Annotated in this window: 13 protein-coding genes; 4 read left to right on the top strand and 9 right to left on the bottom strand. The window is 65.3% G+C overall.

Features of this window, described 5'->3' with window-relative positions:
* Positions 1-59: 59 nt before the first annotated feature.
* Entirely contained in the window at positions 60-1670 is a 1611-nt protein-coding gene (locus tag ABC729_RS08870) for a GMC family oxidoreductase (RefSeq protein ID WP_495607262.1), read from the bottom strand.
* Positions 1667-2686: a Rieske 2Fe-2S domain-containing protein gene (locus ABC729_RS08865; RefSeq protein ID WP_495607261.1), complete on the bottom strand. Its 1020-nt coding sequence runs from the start codon at positions 2684-2686 to the stop codon at positions 1667-1669. Before ABC729_RS08865 ends, ABC729_RS08870 begins: the two co-directional genes overlap by 4 nt.
* A 307-nt stretch (positions 2687-2993) precedes the next feature.
* On the opposite strand from ABC729_RS08865, the gene ABC729_RS08860 reads away from it, so the two are divergent.
* Together ABC729_RS08860 and ABC729_RS08855 are read left to right on the top strand one after the other, a co-directional pair.
* Complete coding sequence (locus tag ABC729_RS08860) at positions 2994-4496, top strand: AMP-binding protein (protein WP_495607260.1); 1503 nt, start codon at positions 2994-2996, stop codon at positions 4494-4496.
* Positions 4493-5299: an enoyl-CoA hydratase/isomerase family protein gene (locus ABC729_RS08855; protein ID WP_495607259.1), complete on the top strand. Its 807-nt coding sequence runs from the start codon at positions 4493-4495 to the stop codon at positions 5297-5299. Before ABC729_RS08860 ends, ABC729_RS08855 begins: the two co-directional genes overlap by 4 nt.
* Positions 5300-5372: 73 nt before the next feature.
* Here ABC729_RS08855 and ABC729_RS08850 read toward each other — a convergent pair whose 3' ends face one another.
* From ABC729_RS08850 to ABC729_RS08835, 4 genes are all read right to left on the bottom strand, one after another.
* The gene (locus ABC729_RS08850) at positions 5373-6650 is read right to left on the bottom strand and encodes a spinster family MFS transporter (protein ID WP_495607258.1); all 1278 of its coding nucleotides are present in this window, start codon (positions 6648-6650) and stop codon (positions 5373-5375) included.
* Positions 6651-6695: 45 nt separating this feature from the next.
* Complete coding sequence (locus tag ABC729_RS08845) at positions 6696-7889, bottom strand: acetyl-CoA acetyltransferase (protein ID WP_495607257.1); 1194 nt, start codon at positions 7887-7889, stop codon at positions 6696-6698.
* 108 nt (positions 7890-7997) lie between these two features.
* Positions 7998-9470 (bottom strand): 3-oxoacyl-[acyl-carrier-protein] synthase III C-terminal domain-containing protein, encoded by a 1473-nt coding sequence (locus ABC729_RS08840; RefSeq protein WP_495607256.1) that lies wholly within the window; start codon positions 9468-9470, stop codon positions 7998-8000.
* Positions 9471-9481: 11 nt separating this feature from the next.
* A complete protein-coding gene (locus ABC729_RS08835; RefSeq protein WP_495607255.1) occupies positions 9482-10384 on the bottom strand; it encodes an SDR family NAD(P)-dependent oxidoreductase in 903 nt (300 codons plus the stop codon).
* 95 nt (positions 10385-10479) lie between these two features.
* On the opposite strand from ABC729_RS08835, the gene ABC729_RS08830 reads away from it, so the two are divergent.
* The gene (locus ABC729_RS08830; protein ID WP_495607254.1) at positions 10480-11370 is read left to right on the top strand and encodes a LysR family transcriptional regulator; all 891 of its coding nucleotides are present in this window, start codon (positions 10480-10482) and stop codon (positions 11368-11370) included.
* 5 nt (positions 11371-11375) lie between these two features.
* Here the strand turns inward: ABC729_RS08830 and ABC729_RS08825 are convergent, their stop codons facing one another.
* The 3 genes from ABC729_RS08825 to ABC729_RS08815 are packed head-to-tail and all read right to left on the bottom strand — an operon-like array spanning position 11376 to position 17170.
* Entirely contained in the window at positions 11376-13547 is a 2172-nt protein-coding gene (locus ABC729_RS08825) for a 3-hydroxyacyl-CoA dehydrogenase NAD-binding domain-containing protein (protein ID WP_495607253.1), read from the bottom strand.
* A 23-nt stretch (positions 13548-13570) separates the two neighbouring features.
* Complete coding sequence (locus ABC729_RS08820; RefSeq protein ID WP_495607252.1) at positions 13571-14779, bottom strand: acetyl-CoA C-acetyltransferase; 1209 nt, start codon at positions 14777-14779, stop codon at positions 13571-13573.
* 48 nt (positions 14780-14827) lie between these two features.
* On the bottom strand, positions 14828-17170 hold the full coding sequence (locus ABC729_RS08815; RefSeq protein ID WP_495607251.1) for a TonB-dependent receptor: 2343 nt from the start codon (positions 17168-17170) through the stop codon (positions 14828-14830).
* Positions 17171-17494: 324 nt separating this feature from the next.
* Here ABC729_RS08815 and ABC729_RS08810 point away from each other — a divergent pair, with 324 nt between their 5' ends.
* Positions 17495-18973, top strand: a complete 1479-nt coding sequence (locus tag ABC729_RS08810; RefSeq protein WP_495607250.1) for an aldehyde dehydrogenase family protein — start codon at positions 17495-17497, stop codon at positions 18971-18973.
* The last annotated feature ends 50 nt before the right edge of the window (positions 18974-19023 follow it).

Below are 19023 nucleotides of genomic sequence, written 5' to 3'. Positions count from 1 at the left end.
GAGGGGGGCAAGAAAGCCGAGGTGGGAACCCCAGTTGAAGGGGCATTAACACCGTCCGTTCAGGTCAGAAAATCTGCGGCGCGTTCCCCGATCATGATGCTGGGCGCGTTCGTATGACCCCCGATCAGTGCCGGCATAACGGAGGCGTCGGCGACGCGCAGCCCCTGCACGCCATGCACCTGCAAAACGGAATTAACAACGCTCTTGTCGTCGGTACCCATCCGGCAGGTGCAGGCCGGGTGCTGGGCCGTGACGGCGATTGAACGGATATAGCCGTCCATGGATTGCCGGCCGGCCACCTTGGGGCCGGGGAACACCTCCTCACCCACGAAATCGCGGATCGGGTCCGTCGCCACCAACTGCCGTGTCCATTCAATCGAATGGCGCAGCAGATCGATATCGCTGGGGTCGGACAGAAGGTTGAAGCGTATTTCCGGCGGGGCCGCCGGATCGGCGGAGCGCAGGCGCACCGTTCCCCGGCTGCCAGGTCGCAGCACGCAATTGAGCGAGGTCAGCATATCCTCGTGCGGGCGGCGGATGCCGGGGAACCAGACATGGGCGTTCAGGCTGGTCGGCATCAGGATGTTTTCCAGATCCGGTCGCTCCAGCCCCGGATGCGAGCGGTAATAGGCGATGGCCGTCAGGGGCTGGGTGCCCATCATGCCCTTGCCGGTCAGGACCCAGCGCAGTGCGGACAGCGCAATGCGGTCGGCCCGCAGTTTTGCGCGCAGCGGGAAGGGTTGCCTGCCCCGGAACCCCATCGGCACCAGGGGATGATCCTGCAAATTGTCGCCTACGCCCGGCAGGTCAGCCACCACATCAATCCCATGCGCGCGCAGATGGTCGGCGGGACCGATGCCGGACAGCATCAGCAAATGGGGCGATGCATAAGCGCCGCCACACAGCACCGTTTCACGGGTACAGTGGGCCGTGAGGGTCCGGCCCGCCTGTCGATACTCCACGCCCACAGCGCGGGTGCCCTGAAACAGGATACGGGTCGCTTGCGCGCCCGTTTCGATCGTCAAGTTGGGCCGGCTGCGCGCGGGTGCCAGGAAGGCGCTGGCGGTGCTGGCCCGCCGTCCGCGCCCCACCGTCAGGTCCGGCAGGCCGAAACCTTCCGACGTTCCCGCCTCGAAATCGTCGGTGACGGGGTGGCCCAGCCTGCGGGCGGTTTCCTGCATGGCCCAGACCAGCGGATCATCCTGGGACATGCGCGATACGCTCATCGGGCCATCGGCGCCATGCCAGTGGCTGGCCCCGCGCTCGTTGCGCTCCGACTTGCGGAAATAGGGCAGGACATCGTCGAAGGACCAGCCCGTCGCCCCCATCTGCGCCCATTGGTCGTAATCGCGTGGATGGCCGCGCGAATACATCATGCCGTTCACGGCCGACGACCCGCCCAGCACCTTGCCGCGAGCCGCCGGAATGGACCGGTCCGCCGCATGCGGTTCCGATTCAGACTTGTAGCCCCAGTCGAACAGCATACGCTGACGCAGCAGGCGGAAGGCGACCGGCATGTGGATCAGCAAACTGCGGTCGCGGGGACCCGCCTCCAGCAGCAGCACGCGGATGTCGGGGCGCTCGCTCAGCCTTGCTGCGACCACGGCCCCGGCAGACCCGCCACCGATAATGATGAAATCATGCCGGCTCGTGTCATTCCCGCTGTTCATGCGTCGGTGGCCTGTTCATGGGCGATCAACCGGTTCAGCTTGCGCCGGGCCAGGGCGGCGCCGGCATCGATGGACAACAATATGGACCGCAGGCTGTTGGGGTCGGCCATGCCGATGCGTTTCTGCTGATCTTCCAGCATAGGCTTGTCCTCCCGCTCGAACGCGTGTTGCAGCATCGTCCGCAGGCGCGCCGAATAATGGACATCGTCCATCCGGTCGCGCCGCGTGCCGCAAACGAAGTAATGCGTACTCCCCGCCGTCGCCGGTGTCATGCTGTGCAAGGCCCAGACTTCATCTTCCCGGCTGCGCTCCCGACCGCTTTGTGTCAGGGCGGTCTTGATCACCATGATGGCGGGTGCCTGCCATTCCGCGCGTGTCCAGGCATCGGCCCGCTGCGCGGCGGGTACCCGTTCCCGGAAGCGAGGTGGCGGCACCACGTTGCGGTTCACCCATTCCACGGCCACGCCGTTTTCCGTATCGATCACGTTGGGCCGCACCCCCGTCATGACGCCGCCCAGCGTGCCGGGATGCAGGTAGTCGGCATGGCTCAGGTCCAGCAGATTATCGGTGACCAGGCGATAGCTGGCCCGGATGGCGATGGTGAAATGGATGCGCGCCGTCCCTGGCGTCTCATCGATGAAGGACAGGTCGGGGATCAGCGCCGGATCGGCCAGTGATGCCTCACCCATCCAGACCCAGAGGGCGCCATGCCGTTCCACCGCCGGAAAGGACCGCACCCGCAGCGCCGTCGTGATCTTGCCATGCGGATTGGCAGCGCAGTGCCCGGCCCCGTCGAAGGCGAGCCCGTGATAGCCACAGATGATGCGCCCCTGGTCGACCCGCCCCGTGGATAGCGGGGCAAAGCGGTGCGGGCACATGTCCAGCAGGATGCTGACATCCCTGTCTGTACGAAAGGCGACCAGGGGCGTGTCGATGATCGTCCGGGCCAGCGGGGTGTCGGCCAGTTCATGGCTGAACCCATACTGGTACCAGCGGCTCCTCAGGAAATCTTCCATGCTGGCCTCTCCACCCCGGTATTGTTGATTTGTTGCGGACCCGGCAAAGGGCCGCTTTCCGGCCAGTGTCGGCGGGCACTTGATCATGCGTCAAATGACTTGTGGTCAATTATCATTCCACGGAAGAATGATGGGCGGGCATTCCGCCATGGAATGCGAATAGCCAGCAAAGCATTAGACGCAGATGCCCGTCATTGGCAGGTTTCCCCCTGTTCGGTTTTGCAATGGAGAGGGGCGATCCGGTGCCGGGTGGAATGACAAGCAGAACGGTGTCACGGTCTGGATCTGAAGGCACGGGGTTGGACGCATGAACATGGTCCTCCCTGCCGCCGCCCGCATTCCGCTGGGTCTGATCCTCTCCTATCATGCCGCCATCGACCCTGAACGGCCGGCGCTGACCCAGGATGGCGTGACCTTGAGCCGGGCCGAACTGGATGCCCGCGCCAACCGCCGCGCCCGCCTGCTGGCCCGCCATGGGGTGGGGCAGGGGGATTTTGTCATCTTCGCCCTGCCAAACTCCATCGCCTTCTTCGAAACCAGCTTTGCCCTGTGGAAGCTGGGGGCCGTGCCGTGCCCGATCTCGCCCAAGATGCCCGCCGCCGAATGCGCCGCCATTGTGGAGGCGGTGTCGCCGCGTCTGGTGATCGGGCCGCCCGGCCTGTGCTTTGCCCAGTGCCCGACCCTGGCGCCCGATGCCGAACCGGGGCCGGAGGATGGCGACCAGCCCCTGCCGGCGCGCGTGTCGCCGTCCTGGAAGGCGATCACCAGCGGCGGCTCCACGGGGCGGCCCAAGGTCATTGTCACCAATGTTGACGGGCAGGCCGATCCGGCGGGGGCGGGCTATGCCCTGCAACGGCCCGGCGACACGATCCTCAATCCAGGACCGCTTTATCACAATGCCGCCTTCAGCGCCGTGCACCAGTGCCTGTTCGGCGGCGGCCATGTGGTCAATATGGAGCGGTTCGATGCGGAGGCGTGTCTGGCGCTGATCGAGCGACACCGGGTCACCTATGTGATGATGGTGCCCACCATGATGGGCCGCATCTGGCGCCTGCCGGAAGCGGTGCGGGGGCGGTACGACCTGTCCAGCCTGCGCACCCTGGTGCATCTGGGTGGCCCCTGTTCACCTTGGCTGAAGGAAAGCTGGATCGGCTGGATCGGGCCGGACCGGCTGTTCGAGATCTATGCCGGGACGGAAGGGATCGGCGCCACAATCATCAACGGGACGGACTGGCTGGCCCATCGCGGGTCGGTGGGGCGCCCGGCGCCCGGAACGGAGATGAGAATTCTCCACCCCGACGGGTCGCCCTGCGCGCCCGGAGAGGTGGGGCAGATTTTCTTCCGTCAGGCCTCCGGGGCCGGCCCCAATTTCCGCTATATCGGATCGGAGATGAAGGTAACCGATGGCTGGACCTCGCTGGGGGACCTGGGCCACACCGATGATGACGGTTTTTTGTACATCTCCGACCGCCGCACGGACCTGATCATCTCCGGTGCCGTCAATATCTATCCGGCGGAGGTGGAGGCGGCCATCGAGCGCCACCCGGATGTACGCGGCAGCGTGGTGATCGGCCTGCCCGACGATGATCTGGGCAACCGGGTGCATGCCATCGTGCAGGTCGCACCGGGCCAGGACCCACCTTTGGACGCGGAGACTTTGGCGGCCTACCTCGCCACGCAACTGGCTCGCTACAAGGTCCCGCGAAGCTTCGAATTCGTCACCACCGACCTGCGCGACGAGGTGGGCAAGGCCCGCCGCAGCCAGTTCCGCCAGGAACGCCTTTCCCAGGAAAGCATGGGCAGAAAATGAACCAGCATGAATTTTCGCCGGACCCTGGTCCGCTGGCTGAACCGGATGCGGACGGCAATGTCATCAATGTGACGCGGGCCGAGGGCCATGTCGCGGTTGTCCGCTTTGCCCGACCGCCCAGCAATTATTTCAGCATTCCGCTGATCACGGCCATTGGCAGCGCGCTGGAGCAGGTTGACGCCGATCCCGACATCCACGCCATCGTTCTGGCGGCCGAGGGGCGGAATTTCTGTGCCGGGGCCGAACTGACCCAGGCGCATGAGGAGCCGGAGCAGATCTATGCGGCGGCCCACCGCCTGTTCGCCATCCGCAAGCCCATCGTGGCGGCGGTGCAGGGAGCGGCCATCGGTGGCGGGCTGGGCCTGACGCTGGTGGCCGATTTCCGCGTGGTTGCCCCCAGCACGCGCCTAGCGGTGAATTTTGTGAAGATCGGCATCCATCCCGGCTTCGCCATCACCCTGTTGCTGCCGCGTGTGGTGGGGCAGCAGAAGGCCGCCGAGTTGCTCTATACCGGCCGGCGCATCAATGGGGAGGAGGCGCTGCGCATCGGTCTGGCTGACCGCCTGGTCGAGGAGGGGGCGCTGTTCGACACTGCCCTGACGCTGGCCCGGCAGATCGCCGAGAATGCGCCGCTGGCCGTGGAAGCCACGCGGGCAACGCTGCGCGAGGGCCTGCTGGAGGATATCCGCCACCAGACCGATACGGAAGCGCGCAAGCAGCATGAGCTGCGCGTGACCGAGGATTTCGCCGAGGGCATCCTGGCGGTACAGGAACGGCGGGCCGGGAACTGGAAGCGGAGATAGGCGGTAAGGCCTTTCCACCCTGCGCAAAGACGGCACCGCCCATGGACGGTGCCGTCTTTGTTTGCATATTTCACTATTTTCCCCGTAGCGCCTCCCGTCGGATCAGCCAGGCGGTGATCGCCTGGCACAGGAAGGCCAGGATGATGAACGGTGTCAGCCATTGCAGGGCCATGGCCAGACCGGCATTGCCGTAAACCGGCGTCAGCCGGTCGCTGACCATGCCCACGAACAGCGGGCCGCAGCCCAGGCCCAGCAGGTTCAGCAGGAACAGCAGCGTGGCGCTGACCGTAGCCCGATACTGGGGCGGCGTGCGGTTCTGCAGCAGGGCCAGCGCCGGCACCAGATAGATGGATGTCAGCATCGTGGGCGGCACCAGCAGCAGCAGCGACAGCGACCAGTCACCGACCATGGTGAAGCCGAACAGAAAGGGCAGTACCACCAGCATGCCGAGGCCGGGCAGCAGAGGGTACCAGACGGGATTACGCGCCCCTGCCTTGTCCGCGATCATCGCGCCGATCCAGGCGGCAACGACCATCGAACCCGCAACCAGAACCCCGAAATAGAAGCTGATCTGGCCCAGCGACATGCCCTGCACCCGGCTCAGGAAGGCGGGGGTCCAGTTCAGCAGCCCGTAGGAGCAGAAAGACGTCAGGCCGCAAGCCAAGCCCGTGAAGATGAAGATCGGCGACCGCCAGAAATAGCCCAGTGCCTCCATCAGGCGGGGCGTGGCGGCATCGGACGGGGCGGCCGCATCGAAGCGCCCGCGCACCGGTTCCCGCACGATCAGCAGCAGCAGCGGCGCGAACAGCAGGCCAGCCAGACCGATGGTGATGAAGGCCGTCCGCCAGCCATAGGCCTGGGCGATTGCCGCCCCCGCCACGGCCCCGACCAAGCTGCCTGCCGGCACGCCCAGAACATAAAGTCCCAGGGCCCGGCCGCGTTTATGGGCCGGGAAATAGTCGGCGATAATGGAATAGGAGGGGGGCGAACAGCCGGCCTCGCCGATACCGACACCGATGCGGGCTAGCGCCAGGCTGATGAAGCCCGTGGCAAAACCCGACAGGGCGGTGAAGATGCTCCAGATGCCGCAGGCGGCCGCAATCAGGCGGGTGCGATTGCCCCGGTCGGCGATCATGGCCACCGGAATACCGAAGAACGTATAGAACAGCGCGAACATCAGCCCCGTCAGCATGCCGATCTGGGTATCGCTGAGGCCGAGATCCTGTTTCACCGGCTCCACCAGGATCGACAGCAATTGCCGGTCGACGAAGTTGAGCATGTAGGCAAAGGCCAGCGCCGCCACGACCACATAGCGGTAGCGCGCGTCCGGTTCGGATGTTGGGGTGCTCAAGGCCGGATCCTGTCAGTTCATGGTTTGACTTGTTTGGGAATGCCCTTACAGCAACCCGACGATGGAGATGGAACAGATGCCGTGGAACGGCGCGCCGCCCAGATTATGGGCCAGCGCGTTCACTACAGGCTGCTGTCGCTGGCGCGCGCCGGCCCGGCCCAGAAGCTGGAGATAATTCTCATAGACCATGCGGATGCCGGTGGCGCCGATCGGATGGCCGAAACATTTCAGGCCGCCATCGATCTGGCAGGGCAAGGCGCCATCGGCATCGAACCGTCCGTCCAGCACATCGCGCCAGGCGTGGCCATCGTCGCTGAGCCCCAGATCCTCCATCGTCACCAGTTCGGTGATGGAGAAACAATCATGCACTTCCGTCAGGCTCAGTTCCGTGCGCGGGTCTTTGATCCCGGCTTCCTTGTAGGCGCGGGCGGCCGCCGCGCGGGTGGTGGGCACATAGCTGCTGTCCCAGCCACTGCCCTGCGCCTCCCAACCGCCGGTCGCGGCCAGTTGCAGCGACTTGATGGTGACGATGTCAGTCCTGCCCAGCGCGCGGGCGATCTCCGGCCGTGTGACGATGGCGCAGGCTGCGCCATCGGACACGCCGCAGCAATCGAACAGGCCCAGGGGGGCGGCCACGATGGGGGCCTTGATCACCTGCTCGGCCGTGATGGGCTTGCGCAGATGGGCTTTGGGGTTCTTCGTGGCGTTGGCGTGGCTCTTGACCGAGATATGGGCCATGGCGCGCTTCAGATCGTCCGCCGCCACCTTGTGGCGCGCGGCATAACCCGACGCCAGTTGCGCAAAGGCACCGGGTGCCGTCAGGTTGGCGTTGGTCGCATCATAGAATGGCCCGCGCGAGGCGGCGGGAAGCCCGCTATAGCCGGCATCCTTCAGCTTTTCCATGCCCAGCGCGAAAGCGATGTCGCAAGCGCCGCTGGCCACGGCATAGGCCGCCCCGCGCAACGCCTCCGTCCCCGTGGCGCAGGCATTCTCAACCCGCGTCATGGGGATGTTGTGCAGGCGCAGCGCCAGGGGCAGCGGAATGGCGCCCGGCCCCACGGCATTGCCGGCATGGCCGAACCAACCGGCCTCCAACTGCGACGGGTCGATGCCCGCGTCGGCGATGGCCTCCTCGAACGCCTCCACCATCAGGGTCGGGCCGTCGGTGTCCCACCGTTCTCCGAATTTCGCGCATCCCATGCCCAGGATGGCGACCTTGTCCTTGATGCCACTGGCCATTGTCGGTCCTCTGCTTTCGTGTGCCCTCAGATGCCGGGCGCCGCCATCCGGCGGCTTGGCTTACGCGCCATGAGGCGCGCGGCGGCGGTCGCCGCCGTGTATGGGTGGTCAAACATCTTGACCGCCGGCTTCCCCCTCATCCGGGGCGGCTTTCCAGAAATATTGAGTGAAGCCGCGGGCATCGACGCGCTTGATCCTGAACATCATGCGCATCCGCGCACCCGGCCGCAGGACCGTGTCGCCCACATCCACGATGTCGGCGATCATGCGACCGCCGCCATCGAAATCGATCATGCCGTAATGGCTGGGCGGGTCGGGGGAGAAGGCCAGATGGTCGGCGGTGACGGTCACCAGCCGCGCCGGCCGGTCGGCCAGCGGATAATCATCCTGCGTGTCCACCATCCGCGCGTTTCGGGCGACGGAGACCGTACTTTTCGGATACTGCACCGTCCCCGTCACACGGCATTTCCCGCCAACCAGGCCCAGGACCGTTTTCCGGTCACGATAAAGGGCGGCGTGCGAGGTCTTGAGGTCCAGTTCGGCGCGCATGCCGGCCTCAAGCGTCACCTCGCCCCGGAAATGCAGATGCTTCAGGTAATTCTCTTCCGGCCGCCGCCGCGCCAGCCAGCCATCGACGCCCCTGCCGGTGGTGACCTTGCCCGCAAGGCCGGTGGTGCGGAACAGCAGCAGGTCGACGCCCTGGCCAAAGGCAGCCAGCGCAATGCACTTGCCCGGCTCAACAGTGGCCAGCAGCCGGGCCAGCAGCAGCAGCGGGTGGGCGGCACCCGTGTAGCCCAGGTGCCCGTGCAGGCCATCCATCAAACGGTCGGGCGGAACGCCGATGGCCTTGGCGACCTGTGTATCGACCCCTGAGGTGGGCAAGGCCAGGATCAGGTGATCGATATCGCTGGCGCTGATGCCGTTCCGGTCAAGCCCGTCGCGGATGGACCCCGTCAACAGGCGAAGATAGCCCTCGTCCCGGACCCATCGCCCTTCCCAACCATAATCATGGTCACGGTCGCTGGCGCGGTAATGATCGACGAAATCGACGGTCACGCTGTAACGGCCGATCAGTTCCGCGATCAGATCCCGTGTGCCGGCCAGCAGGGCCGCTGCCCCGTCACCATTCAGGAGCTCATCCGTCGATGCCGGCCGGGCCGGCCGTTTGTCGGCGGCAAGGCATAGGACCGGGCCGTCCGCCGCACGCGCCGTATCCAGCGCCGACAGCAGGGCGGTCGTACCGGCTCGCTGCGACCCGCCCACATCCATCGACCCGACGGCATCGGGCAGGGTCAGCGCCTCCTTGACGATGCCGGCATTCTGCCGGTCAGCGAAGGGCAGGCTGGTGGAGGCCAGGATCAAGCGGTTCACTTCTTGCCGGTCGCGCCCGCTCAGGCAGTCGCGGGCCGCTTCCACCGCCATGGTCACGGCATCCTCGTCCCAATTCGCCATGGCCCGTTCACCCTTGCCCAGGCTGGCCAGCGCCGGGTTGTACCAAGCGGTGGCGGTGGCAATGGCCCGGCGCTGCAGGCGCAGCAGCGGCACATAGGCGCCGGCGGCACTGATGCCGACCTTCGTCATGTCGGCGACCATTACAGCGGGTCCCAGTTGATGATGTCGGTGGCGCTGCGCAACGGTTGCATGCTGGACCGCAGGGCCGGCATCAGCGTGTCCGCGCAGTTCTGCGGGGTCCAGCCGCCAGCATTATGCATGGTGCGCAGGATGGTCGGCCGGGAATAAAGGAACACCTCATCCCCGCGCACGCCGAAAATCTGGCCGGTAATATCGGCGGCATCATCAGCGCACAGATAGGCTGCCAGCGGCGCAATCTTCTCCGGCGTCAGGGATTTCAGCTTTTCCGCCCGCTCGCGGTTCACACTGGCCAGCGGCACGCTATCGACCAGCCGTGTCCAGGCGGTTGGCGCCAGACAGTTGGAGCGCACGCCGAAACGCTGCATATCCAGCGCGATGGCGGTGGACAGGCCGACAATGCCCGCCTTGGCGGCCCCGTAATTCGCCTGCCCAACATTGCCGATCAGGCCGGTGGTGGAGGTGAAATGTACGAAGCTGCCCGACCCCTGCTCCCGGAAATGCGGGGCCGCCGCGCGGGAGACCAGGAAGGCACCGGTCAGATGCACGGCGATGACATTGTTCCAGTCAGCAAGGCTCATCTTGTGAAAGATGCTGTCGCGCAGGAAGCCGGCATTGTTGATGACGGCGTCGATGCGCCCGAAATGCCGGATCGCATCGGCAATGATCGATGCCGCCCCGTCCGGATCGGCCACGCTGGCATGGTTGGCCATGGCCGTGCCGCCCGCCGCCCGGATCTGATCCACCACATGGTCGGCGTGGCGTGCGTCGGTGCCGTCACCATCGGCCGAAACACCCAGATCATTGACCAGCACCCTGGCCCCTTCCTGGGCGCAAAGAAGGGCGATGGCCGCACCGATCCCGCGGCCCGCCCCGGTGACCACGATGGTCTTTCCCGTCAGCATTCGCATCTCCATTTTCTGCTTGCAGCCTGGATCGAACCGACATAAGCGTCAAATTCATTTGTAGTCATCAACATGCCTTGATGGAATGACCTGCCATGGATCTCCGGCTGAACTATGTCGTCGCCGTCGCCCGCACCGGCTCCATCACGGCGGCGGCCGAAGCGGTCGGGGTCACGCAATCGGCGATCACCAAAAGTGTGGCCAGCCTGGAGAAGCAGATCGGCTATTCGATCTTCTACCGGACGCCGCGCGGATCGTTCCTGACGGCGGAGGGGCGCGATTTCATCGACCGGGCGTCCCGGCTGGTCGATGACACGCGCGAATTGCTGCGCCGGCCGGCGGAACAGGACCGGGACTATGCCGGCACCCTGCGCATCGGGGTTGGCCCTGCCTCGCTGGAATGGCGCCTGCTGGCACCCCTGGCGTTGCTGCTGAAGCGTCATCCCGGCGTCAAGGTGGATGTCAGTGGATCGACGTTCGAACGGACGGTGCAGTTGCTGCGGGCCGGCACGGTGGATGTCGCCCTGGGTTTTGATGCCGCCTATGCTGATTGGCCGGATATCCACCGCGAGACGATCCGTGCCGTACGGTCGGTGAATTTTGTGCGCAAGGGGCATCCACTGCTGGAACGGCCCAGGATCACCGCTACCGATCTGGCGGAATTCGACTTTGTCAGCCCCTCGGACGGCCGCCCCTATGGCGTGGCTGTCCGCAAGATTTACGAGGACGCCAACATCGAATGGCACAAGCGGGTGCATGTCGTGGATTATTTCCCCCTGGTCCGCCAGATCGTGGCCCAGACCAACGCCATCGGCGTCACGACGGATTTCTTCGCCGGGACCCCTGCCTTCCAGGCGGATTTTGTGGCGCTGGAAGACATGAACCTGCTGCCCCCCTCCACCATGTGCTGTGCCGTCCGCAAGCGGTGGGAGCCCAAGCCCTTGATGCGTGCCTTCATCCGCGCGGTGAAGGAAACGCAAGGGTAAGCGCCTCATCCGCGCGGTGAGGATGGCGGGTAGAAGCGCCGCCCGCTGGCCGCCATCTCCCGCAACTGCGCCGTGGGCGTGAAACGGTCACCATGGATGCCGGCCAGCCGGTCCAGCACCCGCACGACCGTGCCGATACCCAGATTGTCCATGTGGCTGAACGGCCCGCCGGTGTGGGCCGCGAAGCCCCAGCCGAAAATGGCGCCGATATCGCCATCCTCCGGTGCCGACAGCACCCCTTCCTCCAGACACCGCGCGCATTCGATCAGTTGCCGGTACAGCAGTCGCTCGCGCACATCCTCCGGGTTTGGCTGTTCGGCGGCGGGGCGGAAATGCTGCGCCAGACCGGGCCACAGGCGCTTTGACCCACCATCGGCGGGGTAATCGTAATAGCCGCGACTATTCTTGCGGCCCCGGCGGTCCAGTTGGACGACCATCTTTTCCAGCACATCGTCGGCCGCACTGGGCCGATAGGCGGTACCCAGGGCGTCACGCGTCGCCTGCATGACCTTGAGGCCCAGTTCGATGGACACCTCGTCCGACACGGCTAGCGGCCCCACGGGCATGCCCAACTGCCGACCCATATTCTCGATCAGGGCTGGATTGATGCCCTCTGCCAGCATCTGGGTGCCTTCGCCGACATATGTCGCAAAGCAGCGCGATGTGTAGAAGCCCCGGCTGTCATTGACGACGATGGGCGTCTTGCGGATCTGGGCGATGAAGTCCAACGCCTTGGCCAGCGCCGCCTCACCCGTCTTCGGTCCCAGGATCACCTCCACCAGCGGCATGCGCTCCACAGGCGAGAAGAAATGGATGCCGATAAAATTCTCCGGCTTCGACCACGCATTTGCCAGCGTGCCGATGGGCAGGGTGGAGGTGTTGGAGCCGAAGATCGTGTCGGGACCCAGCACCGCTTCCACCTTGCGCGTCACCTCGGCCTTGATGCCAGGATCTTCGAACACGGCCTCGATCACGAAATCCGACCCGGCCAGGGCGGCGAAATCCGTGGCGGGAATAATGCGGGCCAGAATCTGCGTCGCCTTTTCTTCGGTCAGGCTGCCCTTGGCGACGCGGGCGGCCAGTTCGGCCTGCGCATGCGCCTTGCCCTTTTCTGCTGCGACCATGTCGCGGTCCAGCATCACGACCTCCATCCCCGCCTGGACGGCGACGGTGGCGATACCCGCCCCCATCATGCCGGCACCCAGCATCGCCAGCTTGCGCGTTGGGGAGGGTGCGACCGTGGCCGGCCGGCGGGCGCCGCGTTCGACCGCCTGCTTGTTCACGAACAGGGTGCGGACCATGAAACGGGCCTGCGGATCGGCCAGCACCTTGGCAAAATATTTGGATTCCACCCGGATGGCCCGGTCCATGGGCAATTGCAGCCCTTCATAGACGGCGGACAATAGGGCCACCGGCCCATGGATATTATGCTGGGTCTGCTTAACCATCATCGGTACCGCACCGATGAAATTCTGCACGAAGGCCGGGTTCATGGCACCCGCGCCGCCCGGCACCTTGAAGCCCTTGCGGTCCCAGGGCTGTATATGCGCGTCGGGATTGGTCATGACCCAGGCCCGCGCGGCAGCCAACGCCGTGCCCACCGGCACCACCGCGTCCAGCAGCTTCAGCGCCAAGCCCTCCGCCGGGCGGAACAGCTTGCCCTGCAGCATATAGGTCAAGGCCGTCTGCACGCCGGTCAGGCGCGGCATGCGTTGGGTTCCGCCCCCGCCGGGGATCAGTCCCAGCAGGCATTCCGGCAGGCCCAGTTGGGTCTTGGGATCGTCACCAACGACACGGTAATGGCAGGCCAGCGCCAGTTCGAACCCGCCACCCAGGCACGCCCCCTCGATGGCGCAGGCCACCGGCTTGCCGCAGGTCTCCAGCCGGCGCAGCAGGCGGTTCAGGTCGAACACCCGCCCGAACAGGCCGCCCATGTCGTCGCCGTCGGCCAGCAGCGCTTCCATGGCCTTCAGGTCCATGCCCGCCATGAAGCCGCTTTGCTTGCCCGATGCGATGACGACGCCCTTCACGCTGTCATCAGCGACGATCCGGTCGAGCAGCAAGGCAAAGTCGGTGAGGAACGCCGCACCGATGACATTCATCGACTGGCCGGGCACATCGATTGTCAGGGTGGCGATGCCATCGGCGTCGATGTCGTAACGGATGGATGGGGTCATTCTCAAAGCTCCGTAACGGAATATCAGACGCGCTCAATGATGGCGCCGGTGCCCATGCCGGCGGCCACACACAGGCAGACCAGGGCCGTCTGTCGGCCGCTGCGTTCCAGTTCATCCAGGGCGGTGCCCAGGATCATGGCGCCTGTGGCACCCAGCGGGTGGCCCATGGCAATGGCGCCGCCATTGACATTCACCCGGTCGGGATCAAGGTCCAGCGCCTGGATGGTGCGCAGCACGACGCTGGCAAACGCCTCGTTGATCTCCCACAGGTCGATATCGGCGACGGACAGGCCGGTGCGGTCCAGCAGCTTACGGGCGATGCGTTCCGGCCCGGTCAGCATGATGGTCGGTTCCGACCCGATGGAGCCCATTGCCCGGATGCGGGCGCGGGGCCGCAGGCCCAGCCGCTGTCCCGCCTCCCGCGATCCCACCAGCACGACGGCCGCCCCATCGACGATGCCGGAACTGTTGCAGGCATGATGGACATGGGTAATCCGCTCCACCATGGGATAGCGCAGCAGGGCCGTGGCGTCGAAGCCGGGCATTTTCCGGCCTATATCCTCGAACGCGGGCTTCAGGGTGCCCAGGGCCTGAAGGTCGGCATCGGGCCGCATATGTTCGTCACGGTCCAGCAGGACCTGACCGATAATATCGCGGATCGGCAGGATCGACTGGTCGAACCGCCCCGCGTCCCAGGCCCGCTTGGCGCGGCGCTGGCTTTCCACGGCGAAGGCATCGCAATCGGTGCGGGTAAAGCCATGCAGCGTGGCCAGCAGGTCAGCCCCGATGCCTTGCGGCACGAAATAGGTCTGGTAGGCGACGGTCGGGTCGCTTGCGAGGGCACCGCCGTCCGACATCATGGGCACACGGCTCATGCTTTCCACGCCACCGCCGATGGCCAGTCCCGCCTCTCTGGCAATGACCTTGGCCGCCGCGATGTTGACCGCTTCAAGGCCGGAGCCACAAAACCGGTTCACCTGCACGCCCGGCACATCCTGGTGGAAACCGGCCATCAAGGCGGCGACACGGGCAATGTCGGCACCCTGTTCACCCACGGGCGTGACGCAGCCCAGGATCACATCCCCGATCTGCGTACTGTCGATGCCATTGCGGTCGGGGATGGCGGCCAGCAATTGGGCCGCCAGTGCCACCGGCGTCACCTCATGCAGCGCGCCATCGGGCTTGCCGCGTCCACGGGGGCTGCGGACCGCGTCGTAAATATAGGCTTCCATGCCGCCTCCATAGGTGCCGGAGGCAGGCATCCCCCGGCACCGGTTTTGTCAGTATTTGACGCTGAGCTGGATGCCGTAGGTGCGCGGCATGCCCGTGTAACGGCGGACCACGTCGGACAGACGGGCGACGTTGTTCCAGTAATATTCGTCGAATACATTATGCACGAATAGGGTCGCCGCCCATTGATCGTCATTGGCGGCGATGCCGAACCGTGCATCCACCAGCGTATAGGCGTCGATCCGCAGACGCTGGTCGCCGCCGAAGCCGGCATTGGTGGCGCTGCGATAGGTGGCATTCAGACCCAGGATGCCATCCAGGCTGCCGCTGACCGGCGTGCGGTATTCGCCGTCGGCGACAAGCTGGTATTTCGGCGTATAGGGGAAGGCATCGCCCTTGAAGTCCGCCGTGACGCCCAGGATCGTGGAGTTGGTGAAGCTGCCCGTCACCTTGCTGTCCAGCCAGGTGCCGCCTAGGCTGAGGCGCAGATCCTCTACCGGATAGGCATTGACCTGGATTTCCGCACCCTTGATCCGCGATTTCGGGACATTCACCAGACCAGGCAGGTTGCCCAGCACCGTGGGACGGCGGGCCAGCAACTGCTTGTCATCATAATCGTAATGGAACAGGGCGCCGTTGGCGTCCAGAGCGCCACGCACGATGGTCGCCTTGAACCCCGCCTCATAGGCCATCACGGATTCCTGCGTGACGGGCGACAGGGTCGATGCCTCGATGGCCGGCAGGGTGGGGGCGCTGCCCGACTTGTAGCCCTTGCTGGCATTCACATAGAACAGGGTGCGCGGCAGCGGCTTCCAGTCCAGGCCCAGGCGCCAGGATACATTATCCTCATTCAGCGATTTCCGCACCTCGCCGGGCGTGGCCGTGGCATCTAGCGTGACGCACTGGTTTGCCTGCAGGGGTGCTAGGGGCGCCAGCCCGACGCGACCGCGCACGACATTGACCAGCGTGCTGTATGTGGCGGCCGAGGTTGCATCGCCGCTGACGGCGCAGGACCGGTAATCCAGGTCAACCTTGGTGTAGCGCACACCGCCATGGGCGGTGATCTCGTCGGTCAGGTCCATGTCGATATTGCCGAATACGGCCCTGTTATCGAAATCCTGTTTGCCACGCAGCCCGGAACTCAGCGTGCGCATGCCGGGGATGGTGGTGAAGGAACTGGTCGTATAGGGGAACTGGTACAGGCTGTTCTCGTCCGAATTTTCCTTGGCATAGCTGGCGCCCGCCACGATGACGGCCGGCCCGACCACGCCTGTCAGGCGCAGTTCCTGGGAAAAGGCCGACAGGCTGCCCCGGATATTGGTCAGGGACGCGCGCTGGTTGGTGCCATCCTGATCGACCAACTGATCCACATCCATGTCGGAATAGGCGGTGATGGAGGTCACCTGCCAATCGTCGGTAATGTCCAGGTCGCCGCGCAGCGACGCCTGATAGAAACCGTTATCCCGCTTCAGCGCCTGGTCCGGGTCCCAGTCGGCTGCGCGGTTATTGTCGGGTGCGACGGCATAATTGACGATGGTGGGGATGTTGCCGGTGGCGGCCGGGGCGGAATAGACCCGCGCGATCAACTGGGCCGCCTGGGTGTCCGACTTATCTTTGAAGCCGTTGACATTGATCATGAATTTCAGGTCGTCGGACGGCGTCACATCCAGCAGCAGGCGACCCTGATAGAAGCGCTTGGCGCCCAGGCTGTCATCGCGGGTATAGCTTTTCTGCCAGTCGCCACTGCTCACGGCTCGGGCCGACAGGCGGGCGGTGACGACATCGCCGACCAGCGGGCCACTGACATAGCCCGATGTCTCGATATTGTTGAAACGTGCGACGCTGGCGGTCATCCCGGCGGCGAAGTCGCGCGTCGGCTTGGCAGCGACATAGTTCAGAGCGCCGCCCGTGGCGTTCTGGCCGAACAGCGTGCCCTGCGGACCCTTCAGCACTTCCACGCGCGCCAGATCCAATGCTGCCCCCTGCGCCATGATGGAGAAGGGCAGGGGCACCTCGTCGCTATAGACAGCGACGCTGGGCTTGGCGCCGAGCGTGGTGTCGAAGAAGCCAACGCCGCGCAGCGTGAAGACCGGGGTGCCGGAGCCGCTTTCGGTGAAGCTGAGGCCCGGCGTCACCTTGGCTAGGTCTTCCACGTCATTGATGCCGCGTGCGGCCAGATCGTCGCCGGTGATGGCGGTGATCGACATGGGCACGTCATTCAACGACTGCTCGCGCTTCTGCGCCGTCACGATGATTTCTTCCAGCAGGACGGCGCCGCTCTGTCCAGCGGCGGCGGGGGAGGCTGCCTGTGCCATGGCGATGGACGGCCACAGGATGGTGTTCAACGCCGTCGCCATCATCAGCACGGATCGCCTTGCATGGTTGCGCTTCATATTCTTCCTCCCTTGACGCATCGCGACCGGTTGCCCGCGATGCCGCCGCCCTTGGGCTGCTGGCCGGCGGGCTGCTTGTTTGTGGATTTGTTCCTGAGAGGAAAGGGGTGCGGGCGGGTGATTGTAAAATTCAATTTCCTGGCCCTTTATTCCCGCAAGGAATGTTGCGTGCAAGGCAATCACCACCATGCTTTGGCGGAATGCTGCCGTCCAAGAAGGAATTGCGGATTGCAGGCCGGGCTCCCTTAGAAATCCGGACGGCACCCTGAACGCGGGTGACCCGTCCACCCAACCATTACAGGCAGCGTTCAAGGGAGAAGCCGGATGATCACGGACATTGCCGAGGCGACGCGGGCGTCGCTTGCCCGACCATTCCGGATGCTGATCGGGGATGCCTGGCGCGAGGCGTCGGATGCGGCACGGATGGATGTCGTCAATCCGGTCGATGAACAGAGCTTTGCCAGCATTCCCCAGGGCACGCCGGCGGATATCGACCTTGCGGTGGCCGCCGCCCGCCATGCCTTCGACAGCGGCGCCTGGACGGGACTGATGCCGGGCCGGCGGGCCCAGATCCTGTGGCGGGTCGCCGACCTGCTGGAGGCACGCGCCCAGGAATTTGCCGAGCTTGAAACGCTGGATAATGGCAAGCCGGTCAGTGCGGCCCGTGCCGTGGATCTGAACCTGGCCATCGGCGCCTTCCGCTACTGGTCGGGCTGGTGCACCAAGATCAGTGGTGAGACGCCGACCGTGGACCTGCCCGGCCATTTCATGGCCATGACGCTACGGGAGCCGGTGGGCGTGGTCGGCATCATCACACCCTGGAACTTCCCCCTGGTTCAGGCCGTGGTGAAGATCGCGCCGGCCCTGGCCGCCGGATGTACCATGGTGGTGAAACCGGCGGAGCAGACATCGCTGACCCTGCTGCGGCTCGGGGAGGTCCTGCTGGATGCGGGCGTGCCGCCGGGCGTGGTCAATATCGTATCCGGGCTGGGCAGCGTCGCCGGTGCGGGGCTGGCCGCGCATCTCGACGTGGACAAAGTCTCCTTCACCGGGTCTACCCCTGTCGGCAAGACCCTCTTGGCGGCGGCGCAGGGCAATCTGAAACGCCTGACCCTGGAACTGGGGGGCAAGTCGCCCACCATCCTGATGCCCGACGCCGATCTGGACCGCGCCATCCCCAGCGTTGCTGGCGGCATCTTCCGCAATGCCGGACAGATGTGTGCGGCCGGTTCCCGGTTGCTGGTCGCGCGGGCGGTGGTGGATCGGGTACTGGAAGGTCTGGTAGAGCAGGCACGCGCCTTGCGGATCGGTCCTGGCATTGACCCTGCGACTACACTGGGGCCGCTGGTGTCGGCGCAGCAGCAGCAGCGCGTGCTGTCCTATATTGATGGCGCGCGGCGGGAAGGTGTGGAGGTGGTGACAGGCGGGCGTGCCGCCAGTGAACGGGGATACTTCGTCGAGCCGACCATCCTGCTCGACCCCGGTGCCAGGGCGACGGTGTCGCGGGAGGAGATCTTCGGGCCGGTTCTGGTGGTCACCCCTTATGACGACCCCGCCGATCTGGTCCTCCTGGCCAATGAGACGGTGTACGGTCTGTCAGCCAATATCTGGAGCCTGGATGTCACCGCCGCTTATCGGCTGGCCCGGCAGGTCAGGGTCGGCACGATCACCGTCAATAGCGGCATGGTCGTTGGCCCCGCCCTGCCATTCGGAGGGTTCAAGCAATCCGGCTGGGGACGTGAAGGCGGCGCCGAGGGTTTGTCCGCCTTTATGGAGACAAAAAGCATCATCACAGCGATCTGATCCAAGTGATCGAAATCTCGCCCGATTGCGTCCGTGCCGACGGTTGCCAT

The sequence above is a fragment of the Niveispirillum sp. CC-CTL257 genome, assembly GCF_059489915.1.
Note: the sequence above shows the minus strand (reverse complement) of the source record. Positions and strands in the feature narration are given on the sequence as shown.